The following is a 20,902-nucleotide window of genomic DNA, read 5'->3' as shown; positions in this document are numbered from 1 at the left end:
GAGATTTACAGATCTGCCGCCGACTACGCAGAACCGTTTTTTTGCGGTAAATACGCTCTGAGAGGCGTTTGCGGCGAACGCCAAACCTTGGGGCACGGATCAGCCCCCGGCGGCCGGCATGGCCGCGGGTTCGAGTCCACGGCTCGGACGATTCGGATTTGCCCGGAAGATGACCACCACCGCTTCGACGAGCATCAAGACGGCCAGCCCGATCAGCACCAGGGCCACGTAGGGCACCGGATTCGTCGGCCAGATGCCAGTCTCGTTGAGGGGGACTACGAGATCCCGATGGATGATTCGCCCCAGGGCCCAGGTGCTCATGACATACATCCACACGGTCGGCACCCCAGTGACGAACCAGACCCAGCGGGCGCGCTGCGTGCGCCACAGCCAGACGGTCACCCCGATCAGCGTCAGCGCCGCCAGGAGCTGATTGCTCGAACCGAAGAGTTCCCAGAAGACCATGTAGGCCGGCCGGTCGGCCACGGGCTTGGCCGCCAGCAGCAGGTAGAGGGGCACGCCCGCCGTCAACGCCGTGGCAAAGGTGCGTCCCGCGCGGCCTCGCCAGCCGGTGAGCTCCTCGATGATGTAACGCCCCAATCGCGTGCAGATGTCGAGCGTGTCGTAGACGAAGGTCGTGAAGGCCATCAGACCAAAGGAGACCCCAAACGCCGCCGGAATGCCCACCGCGCTCAGGAACTTGCCAACCCCTTCGGCATAGAGGTAGTTCGGCTTCACTGCCGCGGGATTGCTGAGCGCCGGGGCATTCAGTGGCAACATCATCACGCAGCACAGCGCCACGATCGCCACCATCGCCTCCATCAGCATCGTGCCGTAACCGATGAGCCGGGCATCGGTCTCCTGACGCAATTGTTTCGACGTCGTGCCGGAGGCGATCAGCGAATGAAAGCCCGAGCAGGCGCCGCAAGCGATGGTCACGAAGAGGACCGGAAACAGCGGTTCGCCGCGCGGATTCGACCAACCGGTGAAGGCCGGGTATTGAATCGTCTCGCCACCAACGACGAGGCCGATCGCACCGCCGCCGAGTGCGGCGAAGAGGAAGTATCCTCCCAGGTGTCCGCGCGGTTGCAGCAACAGCCACACCGGCACGATCGAAGCGATAAAGCAGTACACCAACAGCAGCACATTCCAAACGGTCTGGGCGCCGAACCCGGTCTCGGTGGTTTTGTCGGGCAAGCCCAGGATCGCCCCCAGATCGAAGGGAGCGTATTGCCCCACCCAGATCGCCAGCCCCACCAGCGGCAGAAAGAGTACCGTGGCCCAGCCGACCGACATGCGTGTGTAACGCAGCACGACTCCCATCACCATGGGAATCAGCAGGTACAAGAGAGACGACGTCGCGATGCCGGCGCCGGAGACTTGCTGGCCGTTCTCGAGTTGCACCAGCCCGAGGAACGAGGAAGAGGTGATGTCCGTAAATGCCACCACGATGTAGACGAGCGCCAGCCAGACGAAGGCGAGAAACAAGAAGTAGGAGCGCGGGCTCATGTGCTCGCGCACTACTTCGGCGATCGAGCGTGCCTTGTGACGAATCGAGGCTACCAGCGAGGTCATGTCGTGTACGCCGCCGACCAGGATCGAGCCGACGAGGATCCAGATGAGCGCTGGCAGCCAGCCGAACCAGACTCCGGCAAAGATCGGCCCCACGATCGGCCCCGCGGCGGCAATCGCCGAGAAGTGCTGGCTGAGCAGGAAGGGGGGCGAGATCGGCACGTAGTCGAGGTCGTCGCGTAGCTCGACGGCCGGGGTCTTCCGATTCCGATCCAAACCCAACAGCCGTGACAACAGGGGGCCGTACGTCCAGTAGGCAATCGTGAGCAGGATGGCCGAGGGAAGCACAATGACGAGCAGGTTCATCGAACGTCTCAGAGGCGGAGTGGTGGTCGCGGCAGAGTACCTGGCAGCCATCCCTGGGTACGGACCAGGTTGCGCGGGCGGATGATCTCCTACAACTATACCAGCCCCACGTTTTCGACACGATTCCAACCTCCCCAGGCCGCCTTCTTGCGAAAGGTCTCTTTGGAAACTCGGGCGCCGGTCTGATACAATCTGGATGTTGCATCCATATCCCTTCTGACGGGTCTTCATCCCCGTGGCTTCCACGAGCACGCGTCCCGAGCTTTCGGCACTGCGCATCGACCGCTCGCGCAAGAGCAGTTCGCGCGGCACCTGGTTGGCGTTCGTCCTCGTCGTCCTGGCCCTGGCGGCAGCCGGCGGCGGTGTGGCCTGGTGGATGCTCGGCGACTCTTTCGAGCGCCGAATCGTGGTGAAAACCGACACGGTGCGGGTGATGACTTTGGGGCAGGCCAGCCGTGTGTTGACGGCCACCGGTTATCTCGAATCGCGCAAGCAAGCCGCCGTCGGCGCCAAAGCACCCGGTCGCATCGCCAAGATGCTGGTCGAAGAAGGGGACACGGTCGAGGCCGGCGACCTGCTAGCCGAGCTCGAGCATAGCGATCTCGACGCGACGCTCGCTTCGCGCAAGGTTGAGGTCACGCAGCGCGAGGCCGAGTTGAACGAGGCCCACAACATGCTCGTGCTGGCCGATCGCAACTTCGCCCGCGAGAAGCAGAACTTTACGCGCAAGGCGGGGACGCAGGCGGCGCTCGACAACGCCGAAGCGGAGTTCAACACCGCCACCGCCCGCGTGGCGGCCATGGCGGCGGCGCTCGAAAGTGCGAAAGCACGCGTGCGCGAAGCGGAAGAGTCGATTCAGAACATGCGCGTCTATGCTCCCTTCGCCGGCACGATCATCTCGAAGGAGGCGGAGTTGGGCGAGACGATCATGCCCGGCGGCATGGGGCTCGCCTCGGGGCGCGGCTCGGTGGCGACGCTGGCCGACCTGTCGCACCTCGAAGTCGATACCGACGTGAAGGAAGATTATCTCGGCAGCCTGCGGCGCGGCCAGCCGGCCGAGATCGCGGTGGACGCCGTGCCCGATCGTCGCTATCGCGGTCGCCTGCGCGAAATCATTCCCATGGGCGATCGCACACGCGGCATCGTCAAAGTGAAGGTCGAAGTGATCGACCCGAACGATCGATTATTTCCCGAGCTCAGCGCCACGGTACACTTCTTGCCCTTCGAAGATCGGGCAGCGGCGGGGGAGCCGGCCCGAGCCCCGTTCGTGCCTGAAAATGCCATCGTCCAGGACACCGGCAAGAGCTATGTCTGGCGCGTGATCGATGGTCGTGCCAAGCGCGTGGCGGTCGAGGTCGAGGGGCCCGCGCGCGATGGTCTGCTGATGGTGCTCAGCGGCCTGCGTGGGGGCGAGACCGTAATTGCCAATCCGCCCCCGGAACTGGCTGAGAACGTACGCGTCGAAAGTCCCCGATAGTGGGGATTCTTTCTCCCTCTGGTCCTCCGCGGCAAGCGGTACTATAAAGCTTGCGACGCAGAGGAAGGCGGCTTCGGGCCCTGGGAACAGGCGGGCTCGGACAACTGCCGGTGAATCCCGAACCTCACCGGTGGCGAATCATCGTACAAACCCCACCGCCCGCGGAAGGAGCTACGCCGCATGGCCGACGCTGCCCTGCGCCCGCTCGTCGAGCTGCGCGACGTTTCGAAGGACTATTACCGCGACAAGTTTCGCGTCCCCGTGTTGGCCAACACCAATCTCGACATCCCCCGCGGCGAGTTCGTCGCCATCATGGGACCGTCGGGCTCGGGCAAGTCGACGCTGCTCAATCTGGTCTCGGGATTGGATCGCGCCACGACCGGCGCCGTCCGCGTGAATGACGTCGATCTCGGCTCCCTCTCTGAAAGCAAGCTCACGCGTTGGCGTTCGGAAACGCTGGGCTTCATCTTCCAGCTTTACAACCTCATGCCGGTGCTGACGGCGGCCGAGAACGTCGAACTGCCGCTGCTACTCACGCATCTCAGCCGCCGGCAGCGAGCCGAGCAAGTGAAAACCGCCCTCTCCATCGTCGGGCTCTCGGAGCGCATGGACCACTATCCGCGGCAGCTCTCGGGGGGCCAGGAGCAACGGGTGGCGATTGCTCGAGCCATCGCCACCGATCCCTTGTTGCTGCTCGCCGACGAGCCGACGGGAAATCTCGACGCCACGGCCGCGCACGACATTCTCAACCTGTTGTGCCAACTTAACGAAGAGTTCGGCAAGACGATCATCATGGTGACGCACGATCCGCGGGCCGCGCGGCGGGCTCATCGCATCCTGGTGCTCGAAAAGGGGCAGTTCGTCCATACGCATGCCGACGCGCTGGAGGTGACAGGATGAAATTCCTGCCCTACGTGCTACGCAACGTGCTGCGCAACAAATTGCGCACGCTGTTCACCTGCATGTCGATCGCCGTCAGCCTGTTTCTGCTGGCGCTGCTCTACGCTTACATCGAAGTGCAAGACGAGCTAGGGGCGAAGAGCGTCAACTACCATCGGATCGGCGTCGTGCATGCCAATGGGCTGACGTTCAACTTGCCCATCTCGCACGTCGACAAGGTACGTTCGTTGCCCGGGGTGAAAGCGGTCATTCCGCTGGCCTGGTTCGGCGGCGTCTACAAGGACGACAAGCTCCCCTTTGCCCAGTTCGCCACCGATCCGCAGTACGTCATGCAGGTTTTCGACGAGTTGACGCTGCCCGACGATCAATTGCGCGCCTGGCAGGGAGATCGCGCGGCGTGCGTCGTCGGTTCGCGGCTCGCCGAAAAGAAAGGCTGGAAGCTCGGCGATCGAATTCCGCTCAAGGGCGCGATCTACGCCGTGGATCTGAACCTGACGCTGGCCGGGATCTACGACGGTCCCGATTCGAGCGATCGCGAGATGCTCTGGTTCCACTGGACCTATCTCGACGAGTTGCTCAAGCAAAGCCGCAGCCAGAACGCCGGCGCCGCGGGAACCATCTGGATCAAAGGCGATTCGGCCGAGGTGTTGCCCGAGGTGATGCGTCGCATCGATGAGCGTTTTGCCAGTTCCGACGCTCCGACGCGTTCGATGACCGAGCAGGCCTTTCAGCAGATGTTCGCCGAGATGGTGGGCAACGTGCAGGCGTTCATTCGCAACACGGCGCTCGCCGTCGTCTTCTCGCTCGTCTGCGTCGCGGCCAACGCCATGGCCATGTCGCTGCGCGAGCGCACGCGCGAGGTGGCCGTGCTGCGGGCGATTGGTTTCAGCCGGCAGTTGGTCATGTCGCTCGTGTTGAGCGAAGCGGTGACGATCGCCTTTCTCGGGGGGGTGCTCGGCGTGCTGGGGGCAAAGGTGCTCTTCGGCATCGAGTCCGTCACCTCGACCTTGCTGCCGATCATGCCGGTGTTTTACATTCCCTGGAGCACGACCATCTTCCTGCTCGTCGTCTCGGCCGCGATCGGGCTCGTGAGCGGCATGGTGCCGGCCTGGCGCGCGGCGCAACTTTCGGTCGTCGATGGCCTGCGGAAAGTCGTCTGACGCCGCGCAACGCAGAAACCCACAAGCCACCGCATGATTCCCGTCAAATACAACCTTCGCAGCCTGCGTGCCCGCTGGGTCGCTTCGCTGATGACCATCATCGGCACCGCACTCGTGGTGTGGGCTTCGGTCCTGGCCTTCGGACTGGCCGCCGGACTCGAATACACGCTGAACGTATCGGGCGAGCCGCTCGATATGATCCTACTGCGCAAGGGGGCCACGGCCGAAACCGGCAGTTCGGTCGATGAGGCCACCGCGCGCCGCGTGACGGCCCTCTCGAACCTGGCCACCGACGACGAAGGCAAGACGCTCGTCTCCCCCGAGCTCGTCGTCATCGACAATACCGCCCGCCGCGGCGACGGAGGCAACGCCAACGTCATCATCCGCGGCGTCACGCCGATTGCCCGCAAACTCCGCTCGGAGTTCAAGCTGGTCGAAGGGCGCGACATGAAGCCGGGCGTTCGCGAGGCCATCACCAGTCGCTCGATGGCCCAGCGTTTCGAAGGAGCCGGCCTGGGCGAGGAACTCGACCTGTTCGGGCAAAAATTCAAGATCGTCGGCTTGTTCGAGGCCGGCGGTGGCGCGGCGGAATCCGAGGTCTGGACCGACGTCGAGGTCCTCTCGCAGACGAGCAAGCGCGAAGGGGGCTTCTCGTCGGTGCAATTGCGCACCACGAGCGAAGAGAACATGACCGCCCTGGTCGATCTGCTCGAGAATGACGAGCAGTTCGCCTTGAAGGCCATTTCCGAGCGCCAGTACTTCGCCGAGCAATCGAGCGCCGGCATCGCCATCAAGATCGTGGGACGCGTGATCTCGGTCTTTCTGACGATCGGTGCGATGTTCGCCGTGGCCAACACCATGTACGGCGCCGTCGCGTCGCGAGCGCGAGAGATCGGCACGCTGCGGGCACTCGGCTTTGCCCGGCGGACGATCGTCGGCTGCTTCCTGCTCGAATCGATCTTGCTGTGCCTGGCAGGAGGACTACTGGGCTGCCTGGGCACGCTCCCCTTCAATGGCCTGTCGACGGGCACCGCCAACTGGGACACGTTCAGCGAGATTACGTTCTCGTTCCGCTTCGGCCCCGACGTTTTGCTGCAGGGGGCCTTGCTGGCCATGTTGATGGGCGTCGTCGGTGGCATGGCGCCGGCCATCCGCGCGGTGCGCATTCCGATCGTCAGCGCCCTGCGAGAAATCTAAGGCCGCGCCCAATCCATACCACTCACACCGCGGTGGGGCCGCTGCCCTCTTCTTCGGTCGCTAGATCTTCTCGCACGGGAGCCTCATCGCCCGCGTTCCCGGGCTGGGGCGATTTGGGCGCCTCTTCTGTGGCCGGCGGCGTGATGCGATGCACCAAAAGCCGGTCGATGCGTTTGCCGTCGAGGTCGATCACCTCGATGCGCAACCCCTCCCACTCGACGCTTTCGCCCACATTGGGAATCCGTTCGAGCTCGGCCAGGACCAGGCCCGCCATGGTCGTGTAGCCGCGTGTCTTCGAAGTCTCGGCTGGCTTGATCTTCAGGATCTCGAGCACGTCGTCGACATTGGCCCCGCCGTCGACGAGCCAGGAACCATCCTCGCGCTCGACGATCTGATCGTGGATGTCGTCGTCGCCGTGCTCCTCGCGAATCTCGCCGACGAGCTCTTCCAGCAGATTTTCGAGCGTTACCATGCCCTCGGTGCCGCCGAACTCGTCGAGCACGATCGCCAACTGGCTCTTCTGCTCCTGGAACATGACGAGCATGCGATCCAAGGGCAACGTCTCGGGCACGAAGAGCACTGGATTGACCAACCGGCGCAGATCGATCCGCATCTGCAAGTAAGTGCAGCGCAACACGTCCTTCATGTGGACGAAGCCGACAATGTGATCGAGGTCTCCCTCGTAGACCGGCAGACGCGAAAAGCCCGCCATGGCCATCGCTCCCAGCACTTCTTCGGCGGGGGTATGCACGTCGAGGGCATCGATATCGAGCCGCGGTCGCATGATGTCGCGGGCAGAGCGTTCGCCCAGATGCAGGGCCTCGATGGCCAGTCGTTCCTCGGTCGGTTCGAGCAGCCCGCTCTCCGTGCCCGAGCGAATCATGTGGGCGATGTCGTCGATCGAGACCTGCGGCCCCGTATCCTCGCGGCTTCCCAAGACGCGCAGCACGAGATCGGTGGCGCGCCCCATGAGCCAGACAATAGGGCGCCCTAAGGTCGCCAGCAAGTTCATGGGGACCGCGGCCTGCCGAGCAAGGCTGGTCGAGTGGAGCAGGGCGAACCGCTTGGGGACCAACTCGCCCAGCAACACTGAGAAGAACGTGATGAGCACCGTGACGGCGCCCAGCGCAAAGGCCTGCGGATGCTGGGCCACGAACGCCAGGCGAGACGTCATGAACCAATCGGCCAGGTGGTCCCCCAACGTCGCACCGCTGAAGGCGGCCGCGAGGGTGCCGATCAGCGTAATGCCGATCTGCACCGTGGGGAGAAACCGATTGGGATCCTGGGCCAGATCGAGTGCCAGGCGCGAGCGGCGGTCACCGGCTTCCGCTTGCTCTTTGAGCCGGCCGCGCTGGGCGGCAATGATGGCGATCTCAGAACCAGCGAAGAATCCGTTCGCCAGGATGAGCACCAGGATCGCCAGTGTCTCCCAGACGTACGCAGGTATCGCGCTGAACATTTCCTTGGTCTGAGTTCCACCGCCCGAATCTGCCCGTCTCGGGGGTCGGCACCAACGCCAACCGCCGCCAACGGGCCACCATGCCTGGGGGCTAAGTCTAACCGAACGCCGGGCGAGACGTTAGGTCTGGACGAAAACTGCGGCAGCCTACCATTCGCCCGTCGATTCCTTACCGGAGCGGGTCGAAATGGCCTGCCAGATGGCCGGATCGATGTTGTCCGCCGCGAAGCGGGCCGAGCCATCGGTCATGGTCACATTGACACCGCCAGGGTGGCGGCTGCGGGCAGACCGCCAGCCGTAGACCGAATATCGTCTGTCGGCCGCGCCGATCACCTGATTGGCCACACAGTCGATTTGCGGTGTGTTGGGGGTGCGGTAGTGGTTGTACAGGGCGCAGCGGTATTCGCCGTTCGCCCAAGCGAACCCTTTGCGATTCGAGACGTTCCACTGAAACGGGTTGGCGCAGGCCGCCTCGGTCAAGGGAGCCGTGAACACGAAAGCATAATCGGTTTCCAAGTCGATGAGATCGCGCCGGCTGGTCCCCTCGGGACCAGTACCGAGCAAACTCTCGGAGAAAGCCACTGTATGGCTGGTTCCGTCGCCGATGTCGCGAAAGCGGGTGCGAGAATTGACGTAGAAGACCCCGTCGGTGTCGTGCGACGTGCCCCCCCCCGCCCCCGACCCGGCACAGGCGGCGTAGTTGGTCGCCCCAAACCCGGCCGCCACCGGCGTGCGCAGATCGCTGGGGCAGAGAAACAGCGGCACATCGAGTGCCACGCCTCGCTCGTTCTGCGTGGTCACCTTGTAGTTGGTGTCGTACAGCGGCACGGACAGATCAAGGGAGTTGTAGGCCGCTGTCTGTTCGAGGTAGGGCGTCAGGTGTGCGAGCGACGACCAGCGGTAGAACGTGTGGGGATGAGCCGGCTTGGCCGGGTAAGGCTTGGCCTCGGCCCCGACGGGAAAGTGCCCCCAGTCCTGCTCGAAGTTGTGCAGCGCGATCGTCAGTTGCCGCAGGTTATTCAGACACTGCGAACGGCGTCCGCTCTCGCGCGCCGCCTGGACCGCAGGCAGGAGCAACGCGATCAGAATGCCGATGATCGCAACGACCACCAGCAATTCGACCAGAGTGAACGCACGCCGCATCGCTAAATCCAAGAGGTGCGGTTCTGCCAACCAGTAGGGGCCGGCGTCGTCGGTTTCGATCGGCCGGCAGTATGTCTGCAACGGTACGGGTACAGCCAGGGAGCCGTACCCGTACCGCCGTCCAAGACACAATTCTAAGCCGAGCGACGGCGGCGACGCCAGACGCCCACCCCCGTCAGAGCGGTACCCATGAGGGCCAGAGCCACCGAGGAAGGTTCCGGCACCGCCGCAAAGGTCATCGCGGCCGGACCGTTCAAAAAGCCTTGAGCATAGATACCGACGAAAGCGCCCGTGTCGATGTCGTACTCGAGAATCTGTCCGGCCTGAGTCGGGTCGCTGAAGTCGTTGCCCAAGCTCGCCACGAGCAAATTGCCGTTCGGGGCGATGGCCATATCGCCTGGGAATGCCAGGTGGACACCGCCGACATCCGTGATGAAGGCCGTCGACAAGCTGGGATCGGTAATGTCGTATCGCATGATCACATGGCTGGCCGAGGCGGGAGGTGCTTGCGAAGCATTCGAGGCGTACAGGTAACCATCGTGATAGAGCAGACCTGCTCCCCAGGCGCCATCCAAGACCTGTGCCACCCAAGGCTCAGTACCGATCTGGGCACCTGTCGTGGCGTTGTACCGGTAGATCTGGTTACCGAAAAACGTGGAGACGAACAGATCGTTGCTGGGACCAAGAGCGATGGCGACGGCCCCCATCGGAAATGGCAACTGAGCAAAGGTGCCCGTCGGCGTGCCATCGGCCTCGAACTTCACGACATTGTCGTGGAAGGCATCGAACAGATTCGAAAAGTTCGAGACCAGTGCATTGCCACTCGCATCGAAGACCAGATCGGACGAATTGTTGAGATCGTCGGTGGCATAGGACCCGACGAAGGCCCCCGTCTTCAGATCGTATTGCAAAACGCTGCTCACACCGGTCGAAAAGCCCGTCTGCGTAATTCCGGAACTGACCACATAGAGGTGATCGTCGTCCCCCGGCTTGGTCGCAATCCCGATCGGCCCGACCAGTCCGCCATTCATAGCGGTATTGTTCGCCGCATTGGTGGGATCGCCCTGAATGAGAACTCCAATGAACTGGCCGGAGTCGGTGAAGCGCACGACGCTATTGCTCTCGCGGCTCGTCACGAGTAGATCGGCTTGAGCCGGCATGACCTGGTTCAGTACGACGGCGAGCACGATCAGGGGGGCAAAGAAATTTACGAATCGTGAAAGGACGTGGTGTTGTTTCATCGTGGCACCAAAGGAAGGTGTTTGTGCGAGATTGTAAGGTGGGAGACGTCCATGCCCGTCAAATCGGGTCCTGCTCGCATGCAAGGGCCTGGAGAGATCGCCTGCAATGCGAAATGCGAGACGGAACGGTGACGTCGAGACAAACGTGCGGATTCGACGCGCGTCTGAGAACTGGAGAAAGAGCCGAGATCACTCAGCTCGAGCGCCGCAGCAAGCGGTCGCTACGATCCAATGCCCGGGAACGCAAATCCGTCACCATGTGATGCCTTTGGTTGAAGGCATCGCGTTTGGCGCCAGTAGCGTTCCTCCCAGTTAACGTTCGTGCTTGTTGGATCGCAAAATAAGGGGCGGCCCCGCTAGGGTTCGCCGCCAACCCACGACACTCTAACGTTTGTCAGAATGAAATGCAAACTTTACCTTCGCGAATTCTAGCCGCTCGACCGAACCGTGCCAGAGATTCGGATCAAGCGAAAAGGCATTCGCGGCTTACCTTTAGCACGCTATCCTGCGCTACGATGGCTCGCCATAATCGCCCCATGGCTCGGCCCTCAAAAAGTACAAGCAGTGTTGCCCCTCTCGCCGAAGCGGATTTCCTCTTCGTCACCTGCCAGGTGGGGGCCGAGGCAGCCGTCAAAGGGGAACTGGCCCGGCTGTGGCCCGACTTTCGCTTCGCCTATTCCAGGCCCGGGTTTCTCACGTTCAAGCTGCCGGCCGGCCATCGGCTCAACGAAGACTTCGCACTCGGCTCGGTCTTTGCCCGGGCGTGGGGCTTTTCGCTCGGCAAGGCCACGGGCGATACGGACGACGAGCGTGCCGCCCAGGCCTGGCAACTACTCGCCTCGCGTGACGTTGCCGCCGTACACGTCTGGCCCCGCGACCGGTTTGCCGCCGGATCGCGCGGCTATACGCCCGGTCTAAGCGATGCCTCGCAGGCCGCGGTGCAAACCATCCTGCAGGGGGCGCCTGCCACGTTTCGGCCCAACCGCGAGTTGAGCGCCGGCGATCGCGTGCTCGACGTCGTGCTCGTCGACGAGGGGGTCTGGTGGATCGGCTTTCATCGCGTGCAGGGCATCGAAACCACCTGGCCAGGCGGCTTCTCCCCCCTCGAGCTACCGGCGGACGCCGTCTCGCGGGCCTATCTCAAGCTCGAAGAAGGCTTGCTCTGGTCCGGTCTCCCCTTGAAGGCGGGCGAACGCTGCGCCGAGATCGGCGCAGCGCCAGGGGGGGCATCGCAAGCGCTGCTCGCGCGCGGGCTGCACGTCTTGGGAATCGATCCCGCCGAGATCGATCCACGCGTCGCCGAGCATCCACACTTCACGCACGTTCGCAAGCGCGGCGCCGATGTCCGCCGCCGCGAGTTCCGCAAGACGCGCTGGTTGCTGGCCGACATGAACGTCGCACCGCAGTACACGCTCGACACCATCGAGGCGATCGTGCTGCATCCGGAAATCGACGTGCGCGGGCTGCTCCTCACGCTGAAACTGCTCGAATGGTCGCTCGCGGACGAGGTGCCCGACTATCTCGAGCGGATCAGGGTCTGGGACTTTGAAGTCCGTGCCCGGCAGTTGCAGCACAACCGCCAGGAGATCTGCGTGGCCGCACTACGTTCGGGCGGCCGTCGACCAGGCTAAGCGGGCGCCAAAGAGCACCCGAAATCTCTCCCTCGCCGCGGCAGAAGCTCATCGCCTGCTTGCATCGCGCGCCGCACGCTTTACGATGGGTCGCGTACCCGTGAGGTAGTTCATTCGGTTGGGAGCTTCGATTCGATGGCCAAATTGTTCTACGCGTTGATGCTGGTGTGCGGGCTTGCCTGCGGCGGTCTCGCCACCGCCGGGGACTTTCGTGCCACCGCTCAGGAGAAGATTGTGCCGCAGGGGGCGCAGCTCGAGTTGCTGTGGGGCGAAGGGGAGTTCACCGAAGGCCCCGCCGCCGCGGCGGACGGCGCCATTCTCTTCTCGGACATCGGCAATCGCATCCTGCGTTACGATCCGCGCTCGCACAAGACCACCGTATTTCGCGAACCAAGCGGCCGGGCGAACGGTCTGTTCTTCGACACCCAGGGACGACTCGTCGCTTGCGAAGGAGCCAACACAGGGGGCACGCGACGTATCTCGATCACCGACACGAAAGGGAACGTGCGCACGCTCGCCGAGCGCTACGATGGCAAACGCTTCAACAGCCCGAACGATCTGGCCGTCGACGAGCATGACCGCGTCTATTTCACCGACCCGCGCTACGTGGGCGACGAACCGCGCGAGCTCGATTTCCAGGCGGTGTTTCTCATCGAACCGGACGGCGCCGTGAGGATCGCCACGCGCGACGTCGAGCAGCCGAACGGTATTCTCGTCTCCCCCGATGGCAAGCACGTCTACGTGGCGGACAACAGTGGCCGCCCCGAAGGGAATCACCACCTGCTGTCGTTCGTCGTGCAGCAGGATGGCACGCTCGCCGAGAAGAAAGTGCTGTTCGACTTCGGGCCGAATCGGCGCGGTATCGACGGCATGACCCTCGACGCCGAGGGTAACCTCTACGCGACGGCGGGAGACGGAGCCGAGGCCGGCATTTACGTCTTCGATCCCCAGGGCACGCCGCTGGCTTTTATCGCCACTCCAGGCGGTCCGACGAACTGCGTCTTCGGCGTCGGAACGGAGACGCGCGTGCTCTACGTCACCGCCCCCGTCGCCAAGCAATCCGACGACGACACGGCGAAATACGGGCTCTACCGCATCACGCTCGAAAAGCCGGGCTATCACCTGTTTCCGACGAGCGCAAAGTAACGCAGATGCGGCACTGCTGAATCTTGTAGGTCAGGTACCCCGTACCTGACAACATGACTCAATAAGCATCGTCGAGTAGGGGGTCGTCGATCGAACGTTGCCACTCGGTCAATCGCTGCTGCAATTCGGCGAGCCTGGCCTGGATCGCTGTCGCCTCGCCTCCACGGCGGTCGAGCAGGTTGTGCTTCTCGTCCGGATCATGGCGCAGATCGTAAAGCTCGTCCATGAAGCGCGTGTGGAAGTGCCGTACGTACTTGTAGTCGCGCGTGCGAATCATCCGCAAGTAGGCCAGCCCGCCGTTGTGCAAATCGTACTGACCGAAGAGGGCGTCGCGCTCGGGCAAGTCCTCGCCGCGCAGCAGCGGTGAATAGTCGATGCCAGCTGCCTGGCAGTCGGCAGGCACCGCCACGCCAAGTCCCCCGAGCACCGTGCGGTACATATCGATATTCGACACCGGAGCGTCGATCGTCGTGCCGGGTTCGATCACCGCGGGCCAGCGCATCAGCAGCGGCACGCAAATCGACGTTTCCCACATGTTGGGAACCTTCGGTCCGGCCATACCCCCGATGATCCACTGGGCGTTCCCCTTGGTGTCGACGCCGTGCCGGCCCTCGTTGTAGCCGTGGTCGCTGGTGAAGACGACCCAGGTGTTCTCGGTCAATTCGAGTTCATCGAGCGCGTCGAGCAACCGCCCGACGTTGCGATCGACCGAGGAAATGCTGGCGTAGTAGTTGCGCGTCGAGCGTTTGACCTGCTGGACGTCGAGCCCGCGCACGTCGGGAATCTGTGGATCGAGCGACTCGTAATGCGCGGCATCCTCCGCCGGCACCGGACCATAAGGTCGGTGCGGCGCGCGGAAGTGCAGCGAGAGGGCAAAAGGCCGCTCGCGGTTGTCGCGCAGAAACTGCAGCGCGTCGTCGACCAGAAGATCGGGCAAGGAACCTTTGAGCTTGCGAACCTCTCCGGCGACTTCGAGCGTGGGATCCATCGGCGTGTTGCCGCCGCCAAGAAAGCCCATGAAATGGTCGAAGCCCAGCCGGGTGGGATGAAACGGCGGCTGTGTTCCGAGGTGCCATTTGCCGATCAGCCCGGTGCGATAGCCGGCCTGCTGCAGCGAGGCGGGCCAGAGGGACGCCCGAATGCCCGCCCCGGCGTCGGTTTCCTCGACGGCGAAATAGTCGGTGATGCCGACCTGGGTAGGCCATCGCCCCGAGAAGTAGATCGCCCGGCTCGGCGAGCAGACCGGTGTGGCGGTGATGGCATTGGTAAAGATCGCCCCTTCGCGCGCGAGGCGATCGAGATGAGGCGTATGGATGTCTCGATTACCGTACGCCCCGCATGCCCAACGACCTTGATCGTCGGTAACGATGGCGATCAGGTTGGGGCGCGAAACGTCTGCCGCATCGGCAAAACCTGTCTTGACCGACGGCAGGAACAAAGCAACCAGGGCGAGAAACAGAAGACGCATACGATGCTCACTCGCCCTGGCTGCTTCTGATCCAGAAACAGGGAGACCGCCCTTATCGGGCAGCCATCGAATTGATGCGATGCAACTCGGCGCCCATCCGGCCGGTGAGCATCAGGAACCACATCTTCCAATCGCCGATGAACGACCAGACGGGATACTTGAACGTGGCGGGCCGGTTCTTTTCGATGCCAAAATGTCCGACCCAGGCAAAACCGTAGCCCACAAACGGCAGGGCCAACAGCCACCAGGGTGAGATGACGGCGGTGACGATCAGCGCCAGCATCACGAGCACCAACGTCGAACCGATGAAGTGCAGAGCGCGGCAGCCGGGATGGCTATGCTCGCGGGCGTAATAAGGCCAGAATTCGGCAAACGATTGATAACGCTGCTCGGACATGGTTCGCTTCCTCCAGAGAGGCGTTCGAAGTGAATGGCAGCAGGCAAGTGCAAGGCGCCAGCGAACGCTGGCCCGTGCTTCGGCTCCCCCACCCTATTATACCTGCTGGCGGGGCGCGGCGAACCTGGCCACATGGCTTCAGCGTTGGCGTTTGGGCTTGGCCATCATTCTTCCTACCATCCACGTGACGAGGCCACGCGGGGCAATCCGCACCGATTGCCGCATCAGTCGATTCATCAGGCCGGGGATGACGATCCGTTTGCCGCGCATCGCTCCGCGATAGCCCACGCGCGCCACGCGCTCGGCCGACATGATCGGTCCTCGCAGAATGCGTGCTCCCTCCAGGTGCGAACGCTCGGCGAAGCTCGACACCGTGACGCCGGGACAAAGTGCCGTGGCGGTTACCCGGGTCCCGTGCAGCTCCTCGGCCAGGGCCTCGGTAAAACTCAACACATAGGCCTTGCTGGCGTAGTAGGTGTTCAACCAGGGACCAGGCTGAAAAGCACCCGTCGAGGCAACATTCACGATGCGTCCGTGCCGTCGGGCGATCATCCCCGGCAGGAACAACTTGGTCAGCATCGTCAGTGCGAAGACGTTCACCGCAAGCAGTTCGCGGTCCTCACTGGCGGGCGTCTCCGCAAACTTGCCATAAACGCCAAAGCCTGCGTTGTTGATCAACACGTCGACGACGTGCCCTGCCGCGGCAATGGCGTCGAACAGTTCTTGCGGAGCCTCGCTGCGCACCAGGTCCGCCGGAAAGACGTGGGCATGCACGCCGTGCGTGCGCCGGATCAACGCCGCGAGGTCGTTCAACTCGGCTTCGTTGCGGGCCGTCAGAAGAAGATCGTGTCCCCGTACCGCAAACTCGAGCGCCAAGGCTCGACCGATGCCGCGCGATGCACCAGTCACGAGCACGTTCTCGCGCAGACGAGCGGATTCGGCAGACGACATCGAACCTTCCTCTCATGAAACGAGACGCACATTCTGACCGGGGAGGAGGGCCGAAACAATCGATCCGTCACCAAGCGCACTATTCGACCAACTCGACCTGAAGCGGGAACACCAATCCGGAATATCGCGATCGTGTGGATTAGTGTTCCCTCGCCACGGCGGCCAAGCCATTTGGGTGGTTCGTTCCCGGCGACGTCCTCGAACGGTGCGCAGTAACCTTTTACGAGCGGAACCGCTTTCGAGGGTCGCTCCGCACAACATTTTTCTCGCCACCGTGGGACGAATTATATGCTATACGCTCTCTAGGGATTGCACGAATGTGCAAGCCACTGCCCTACGGCTACGCGCCCGGTGCCAGTTTCACGCGCCATTTCGGCTGAATGGTGCGCGAGTCATGTTTCCCCTCGAGCTTCATTGATGCCACACCCTGAATCGAACATGACGAACCAGGCGTCTCCCGAGACTGCACGGTTGAAATCGGCCGAGGCACGCATTGCCGAGCTCGAACACGAGCTTGCCAACCGATCGCGTCTGGAAGAGCTGTACGCTTTCATGCAGGCGAGCATCGATCATGCGCCCGATATGGTTCTGTGGACCGGTCGCGATGGGCGAATCATCTGGGCCAACCAGACGGCGGCGCAAGGCCTGGGATTCAGCCGGCCACAACTCGTGGCACGCTTGCTCAGCGAGGTGGCCCCCGAGTTTCCGGCCAGCTTGTGGAACGGCTTCTGGGACGAGAGGTCCCCCGGCGAAGCGATCGCCACCGAGACGCGCGTGCGGCGTCAGGACGGGGTCCTCGTACCGGTCGAGGCGCGCGTCACGCGTATGGTCGTCCACCAGACCCATTACTGCTGTCTCATTGCGCGCGATGTCAGCTCGCGCAAGCATGCGGAAGCGGAACTGAGCGAATATACGGCCGAGCTCTACGAGGCCCGGGCCCGGCTCGAGCAGCAGACGATCGAACTGGAGATGCAGGCCTGGGATCTCCGCGAGGCCCGCGTCCACGCCGAACAGGCCAGCCAGGCGAAGAGCGAATTCCTGGCCAACATGAGCCACGAGATTCGCACGCCGATGACCGCCATTCTCGGCTTTACGAATGTCCTGCTCGAAGACAACTGGGACCTGGCCACGGTCGAATCGCTGCGCACGATCAAACGCAATGGCGAATATCTGCTCGAGCTGATCAACGACATTCTCGACTTGTCGAAAATCGAGGCGGGCAAGCTCTCGGTCGAGCACCTCCGCTGCTCACCGCTGCAGATCATCTCTGAAGTACAAGCTCTGATGCAGGTGCGTGCGGATGCGGCCAACCTGCCGCTACGGATCGAGTATGACGGCGAGATCCCGCAGACGATCATCACCGATCCGACCCGGCTCCGACAGGTTCTCATCAACCTGGTGGCCAATGCGATCAAGTTCACCAAGCGTGGCCAGATCCGTCTCGTGACGCGGCTGGTGCAATCGGAGCAGGGGCGGCCGAGGCTCGAATTCGAGGTGATCGATACCGGCATCGGCATGAGCGAAGCGCAGCTCGCCAAGCTGTTCCGGCCCTTCACCCAGGCCGATATGTCCACCTCGCGAAAATTCGGCGGCACGGGACTGGGCCTGACCATCAGCAAGCGACTCATGGAGATGCTCGGTGGCAGTCTCACCGTGAACAGCCGATTGGGCTCTGGCAGCACCTTTCGCATCCGCATTCCGACCGGCAAGCTGACTGACGTCACGATGGTCAAGCCCCCCACCGAAACGCGCACCGGACGGGGCGGGGCGGTCGACACGCTGCTCGCGCCATCCGAGGTTCGCTCCGTGGCACAACGCCTCGACGGCGTACGCATCCTGTTGGCCGAGGATGGCATCGACAATCAGCGATTGATCACGCACGTGTTGTGCAAAGCGGGAGCGCAGGTTGAAGTCGTCGAGAATGGAAAGCTCGCGACCGAACTGGTGCTGGCAACGATGCCGATCGCGGCCAAAGGCGCCGCGACTTTACCCCCCGCCTTCGACGTCGTGCTCATGGACATTCAGATGCCGGAGATGGACGGCTACGCGGCCACGCAACTGCTGCGCGATGCCGGCTATGAAGCGCCGATCATCGCCCTGACGGCCCACGCCATGGCCAGCGACCGCGAGAAATGCTTGTCCGCGGGCTTCGATGACTACGCGACGAAGCCGATCGATCGAGATCGCCTGCTGCAGACGATTGCCGAACACGCACAAGGACGCGCCGGCATCATGCTCTCCCCCCTCGCGGCCGACACGACGGCCGTGCATTCGGCCGGCGCCAACCACTAGCTGCCCAGACGATTGGTCTGGCGCGCCGCAGGCGGTATGCTCGAAGCGCACGAACATCCAGTTGCGTGCATCGAGTCCTTGGCGTCATTCCTGCGGCGGCCCCATGCAAAGCCTGCGCGATAAACGTGTCTTGATAACTGGTGCGGCCGGAGGCATTGGCAGCGCCATCGCCAAATGCCTGGCACGCGCCGGGGCCAGCCTGCTGCTGGCCGATCTGCAAGAGGAGCGTCTGGCGGCGCTCGCCGACGAGATTCGCACCGCGGGCGCAGATTGCCGGACCTTTGCACTCGACGTCACGCGGCACGAATCGATCGTCGCCTTGCGCGAACGCGTGCTCGCCGAAGGTGGGCCGATCGACGTGCTGGTGAACAACGCCGGCGTCGTTTTTGGCGGCGCCTTTCAAGACGTGCCACTCGATCGGCACCTGCTGACGTATCAGGTCAACACGCTGGGGGTGGTGGCGGTAGCTCACGTCTTTTTGCCCGATCTGATCTCGCGTTCGGAATCGCACCTCGTGAATATCGCCAGCGCCAGCGGCTTCATCGGCCTGCCTTTTGGCGCAACCTATGCCTCGAGCAAATGGGCCGTCATCGGGTTTAGCGATTCTTTACGTCTCGAGCTCGCCGAGCTCGGGCATCGCCAGGTGGGCGTTACGGCGGTCTGTCCGAGCTATGTCGACACCGGCATGTTTGCCGGCGTAAAGCCCCCGCGCACGACGAAAATGCTGCGTCCCGAACGCCTGGCCGCCCTGATCGAAGCGGCCGTCCGGCATCGTCGCGCCTATGTGGTGGCGCCGCGGGTAGCGTACCTCTCCCCCGCACTTAAAGGCCTGCTGCCGACCGGCCTCTTCGATCGCGTCGGCGAATGGTTCGGTGTGAACGACAGCATGCGAAAATGGCGCGGCCACGGACGGTAGTTGGCACAGACGTGTCGTTCGCGCGATCAGGGCTTCTGGCGATCGTTCGACGATGGATGTGCCGAACGTAGGCGCAACAGAGAAACAAACGCCCAAAGGACGAAGACGCCGAGCAAGCCCAGCAGCACCGCCCACGTCGCACGCATCGCAGGATTATCGGGAGTGGGGGGAGCAGCATCGACCGACGGGCGCACATCCCACGCCAGCGCCACTTCCACGGGTGCGTCGGTCGATAACTCGACGGCATAGCGCCCCGGCGGGACATCGGCCAGATAGATGTGTTCGATGTTGTCCTCGTCGGCCGCCGATACGCCGCGATCGTCCGTCCCCGCGCCAAACACCTTGAGCAGCACGAAGTTTCGATCGGCGTCGTACAGCTTCAGATCGACGTTGGCAAGTCGCGCTTCGAGCGACCGTGGATCGATCTCGCGATTCCAGGTGGCAATGATCGACAAGTCCTGATCTTCGTCGCGGCGAGCGATGTCGAAGTAATAACGCGGGCGATCGTCGGGCACGAGCGGACGCAAGTCCCAGCCTGTCGACGGCACGGTCGTCGTGCGCCCGGGCTCATACCTGCCGGCCGAGTAGATGCGATGCGCATGGTCGATCTGCAACTCGCCGGCGCCGAAGACGGGGCTCAACGGTTCCGCTGCGGTGCGTTGCCAGGGCGTGTCCCCCCCGGTGAATTCGATCTCGTGCTTGGTCGCGCCTGCCAGGATCGCGGCGCGAATCACCTCGATGCGTTGCGCCGCCTGCATCATGTCGGGCACGCCTTGCCACTGCTGGCTGATCTCGATGAGCATCGCTGCCGTGGCACTGACCCAGGTAGTCGCCACGCTGGGAGAAGTGGCCGGGGCGACGAGATCGGGCCGTGCCGCACCGCTGAGCGATCGCCCGACCGCCAGGCAATTCATGGCCCGCCCGAGTAGCGGCTGCGCCGTATCGTGCGTGATGCCCACCGCGGCGAGCACATTATCGCGTGCCAGCAAGAGGTCGAACCGGGCCAGAATCTCGGGATCAAAGTTGCGGTAGGTGTCTCCCGCGCCGACTTCCACCGAGCCGATCCAACTGTGGTTCTGCACGCGGTTGCGTTCGATCAGCGGCGGCTCTTCGCTGCCGGTGCGCAATACGCTGCGAAACATCCACTGACCCGAAAAGAAGCAGTCGATGTGCGTGATGCCCGGGGCCAGCCCCTTGTCGCCATAGAAATTGAGCCCCATGTTCGTGGCATGATCGGAGACGGCCCCCGGGGGATTCGAGACCAGGCTGCGGTCGACGATTCGTTTCGCCTGAAAATCGCGCAAGGTTCCGTCCGGCAGGTAGCGAATCTCGGGCGCGCCCGCCACGTTCGGCTGGCGGTGCGGAGCGATCCAGTTCGTTTCGACCTGCGTCACGGGAACGTCGCGTCCCGTGGGAATAAGAATGCCGGCGGCCGACAGTCGCTGCTGCAGGGTCGTATAACCGAGATCGTTGCGTTCGGCGAGAGTAGGAGGAGAGGCGCTCGCCGAAGCGGTCAGCGTCGCCGCCGTCAGCCCGACGAAGAACGCCCGGGTGCCACGCTGGGCGAATTCCATGACCGTCCGTGGGTGAAAGCTCGCCTGCATGAAGGTGGCACGCCTGGTGCCGTTCCCTGGATAACGCATCCT

General features: G+C 63.3%; 16 protein-coding genes. 8 read left to right on the top strand and 8 right to left on the bottom strand.

What is annotated here, in order from left to right; genetic code table 11:
• Window positions 1–99: 99 nt before the first annotated feature.
• Entirely contained in the window at window positions 100–1,878 is a 1,779-nt protein-coding gene (locus KF708_17740; GenBank protein ID MBX3414534.1) for a carbon starvation protein A, read from the bottom strand.
• 235 nt (window positions 1,879–2,113) lie between these two features.
• On the opposite strand from KF708_17740, the gene KF708_17735 reads away from it, so the two are divergent.
• The 4 genes from KF708_17735 to KF708_17720 all read left to right on the top strand — a co-directional run bounded on the left by KF708_17735 (window position 2,114) and on the right by KF708_17720 (window position 6,612).
• Window positions 2,114–3,355 (top strand): efflux RND transporter periplasmic adaptor subunit, encoded by a 1,242-nt coding sequence (locus KF708_17735; protein MBX3414533.1) that lies wholly within the window; start codon window positions 2,114–2,116, stop codon window positions 3,353–3,355.
• 180 nt (window positions 3,356–3,535) lie between these two features.
• Entirely contained in the window at window positions 3,536–4,255 is a 720-nt protein-coding gene (locus KF708_17730; protein MBX3414532.1) for an ABC transporter ATP-binding protein, read from the top strand.
• Window positions 4,252–5,415 carry an FtsX-like permease family protein gene (locus KF708_17725; protein MBX3414531.1) on the top strand — a complete coding sequence of 388 codons (1,164 nt, stop codon included), beginning with the start codon at window positions 4,252–4,254 and terminating at the stop codon, window positions 5,413–5,415. The genes KF708_17730 and KF708_17725 overlap by 4 nt, the downstream gene beginning before the upstream one ends.
• Before the next feature lie 33 nt (window positions 5,416–5,448).
• A complete protein-coding gene (locus KF708_17720) occupies window positions 5,449–6,612 on the top strand; it encodes an ABC transporter permease (GenBank protein MBX3414530.1) in 1,164 nt (387 codons plus the stop codon).
• Between the two features lie 22 nt (window positions 6,613–6,634).
• Here KF708_17720 and KF708_17715 read toward each other — a convergent pair whose 3' ends face one another.
• From KF708_17715 to KF708_17705, 3 genes are all read right to left on the bottom strand, one after another.
• On the bottom strand, window positions 6,635–8,071 hold the full coding sequence (locus KF708_17715) for an HlyC/CorC family transporter (GenBank protein ID MBX3414529.1): 1,437 nt from the start codon (window positions 8,069–8,071) through the stop codon (window positions 6,635–6,637).
• 147 nt (window positions 8,072–8,218) lie between these two features.
• Window positions 8,219–9,214, bottom strand: coding sequence for a DUF1559 domain-containing protein (locus KF708_17710; protein ID MBX3414528.1), 996 nt, complete (start codon window positions 9,212–9,214; stop codon window positions 8,219–8,221).
• A 134-nt stretch (window positions 9,215–9,348) separates the two neighbouring features.
• Window positions 9,349–10,455, bottom strand: a complete 1,107-nt coding sequence (locus KF708_17705) for a PEP-CTERM sorting domain-containing protein (protein MBX3414527.1) — start codon at window positions 10,453–10,455, stop codon at window positions 9,349–9,351.
• A 536-nt stretch (window positions 10,456–10,991) separates the two neighbouring features.
• Here KF708_17705 and KF708_17700 point away from each other — a divergent pair.
• Together KF708_17700 and KF708_17695 are read left to right on the top strand one after the other, a co-directional pair.
• Entirely contained in the window at window positions 10,992–12,086 is a 1,095-nt protein-coding gene (locus KF708_17700; protein ID MBX3414526.1) for a hypothetical protein, read from the top strand.
• 135 nt (window positions 12,087–12,221) lie between these two features.
• The gene (locus KF708_17695; protein ID MBX3414525.1) at window positions 12,222–13,232 is read left to right on the top strand and encodes an SMP-30/gluconolactonase/LRE family protein; all 1,011 of its coding nucleotides are present in this window, start codon (window positions 12,222–12,224) and stop codon (window positions 13,230–13,232) included.
• A gap of 58 nt (window positions 13,233–13,290) precedes the next feature.
• Here the strand turns inward: KF708_17695 and KF708_17690 are convergent, their stop codons facing one another.
• From KF708_17690 to KF708_17680, 3 genes are all read right to left on the bottom strand, one after another.
• On the bottom strand, window positions 13,291–14,700 hold the full coding sequence (locus KF708_17690) for a sulfatase-like hydrolase/transferase (GenBank protein MBX3414524.1): 1,410 nt from the start codon (window positions 14,698–14,700) through the stop codon (window positions 13,291–13,293).
• 52 nt (window positions 14,701–14,752) lie between these two features.
• Window positions 14,753–15,097, bottom strand: a complete 345-nt coding sequence (locus tag KF708_17685; GenBank protein ID MBX3414523.1) for a DUF962 domain-containing protein — start codon at window positions 15,095–15,097, stop codon at window positions 14,753–14,755.
• Window positions 15,098–15,235: 138 nt separating this feature from the next.
• Window positions 15,236–16,048, bottom strand: coding sequence for an SDR family oxidoreductase (locus tag KF708_17680; GenBank protein ID MBX3414522.1), 813 nt, complete (start codon window positions 16,046–16,048; stop codon window positions 15,236–15,238).
• A gap of 417 nt (window positions 16,049–16,465) precedes the next feature.
• Between KF708_17680 and KF708_17675 the strand changes: the two genes are divergently transcribed.
• Window positions 16,466–18,340, top strand: coding sequence for a response regulator (locus KF708_17675; protein MBX3414521.1), 1,875 nt, complete (start codon window positions 16,466–16,468; stop codon window positions 18,338–18,340).
• Window positions 18,341–18,443: 103 nt separating this feature from the next.
• A complete protein-coding gene (locus tag KF708_17670) occupies window positions 18,444–19,256 on the top strand; it encodes an SDR family NAD(P)-dependent oxidoreductase (GenBank protein MBX3414520.1) in 813 nt (270 codons plus the stop codon).
• A gap of 26 nt (window positions 19,257–19,282) precedes the next feature.
• On the opposite strand, the gene KF708_17665 is transcribed toward KF708_17670, so the two are convergent.
• Window positions 19,283–20,899, bottom strand: coding sequence for a hypothetical protein (locus tag KF708_17665; GenBank protein ID MBX3414519.1), 1,617 nt, complete (start codon window positions 20,897–20,899; stop codon window positions 19,283–19,285).
• Window positions 20,900–20,902 lie beyond the last annotated feature (3 nt).

The sequence above is a fragment of the Pirellulales bacterium genome, from assembly GCA_019636335.1.
Classification (GTDB): domain Bacteria; phylum Planctomycetota; class Planctomycetia; order Pirellulales; family JAEUIK01; genus JAHBXR01.
This window is presented reverse-complemented; position numbering and strand designations above follow the sequence as displayed.

Coding starts and splice junctions, on each gene's coding strand:
- KF708_17730 (MBX3414532.1), top strand. CDS start 3,536: ATGGCCGACGCTGCCCTGCGCCCGCTCGTCGAGCTGCGCGACGTTTCG.
- KF708_17705 (MBX3414527.1), bottom strand. CDS start 10,455: ATGAAACAACACCACGTCCTTTCACGATTCGTAAATTTCTTTGCCCCC.
- KF708_17670 (MBX3414520.1), top strand. CDS start 18,444: ATGCAAAGCCTGCGCGATAAACGTGTCTTGATAACTGGTGCGGCCGGA.
- KF708_17725 (MBX3414531.1), top strand. CDS start 4,252: ATGAAATTCCTGCCCTACGTGCTACGCAACGTGCTGCGCAACAAATTG.
- KF708_17675 (MBX3414521.1), top strand. CDS start 16,466: ATGCCACACCCTGAATCGAACATGACGAACCAGGCGTCTCCCGAGACT.
- KF708_17665 (MBX3414519.1), bottom strand. CDS start 20,899: ATGCGTTATCCAGGGAACGGCACCAGGCGTGCCACCTTCATGCAGGCG.
- KF708_17740 (MBX3414534.1), bottom strand. CDS start 1,878: ATGAACCTGCTCGTCATTGTGCTTCCCTCGGCCATCCTGCTCACGATT.
- KF708_17695 (MBX3414525.1), top strand. CDS start 12,222: ATGGCCAAATTGTTCTACGCGTTGATGCTGGTGTGCGGGCTTGCCTGC.
- KF708_17700 (MBX3414526.1), top strand. CDS start 10,992: ATGGCTCGGCCCTCAAAAAGTACAAGCAGTGTTGCCCCTCTCGCCGAA.
- KF708_17680 (MBX3414522.1), bottom strand. CDS start 16,048: ATGTCGTCTGCCGAATCCGCTCGTCTGCGCGAGAACGTGCTCGTGACT.
- KF708_17690 (MBX3414524.1), bottom strand. CDS start 14,700: ATGCGTCTTCTGTTTCTCGCCCTGGTTGCTTTGTTCCTGCCGTCGGTC.
- KF708_17715 (MBX3414529.1), bottom strand. CDS start 8,071: ATGTTCAGCGCGATACCTGCGTACGTCTGGGAGACACTGGCGATCCTG.
- KF708_17710 (MBX3414528.1), bottom strand. CDS start 9,214: ATGCGGCGTGCGTTCACTCTGGTCGAATTGCTGGTGGTCGTTGCGATC.
- KF708_17685 (MBX3414523.1), bottom strand. CDS start 15,097: ATGTCCGAGCAGCGTTATCAATCGTTTGCCGAATTCTGGCCTTATTAC.
- KF708_17720 (MBX3414530.1), top strand. CDS start 5,449: ATGATTCCCGTCAAATACAACCTTCGCAGCCTGCGTGCCCGCTGGGTC.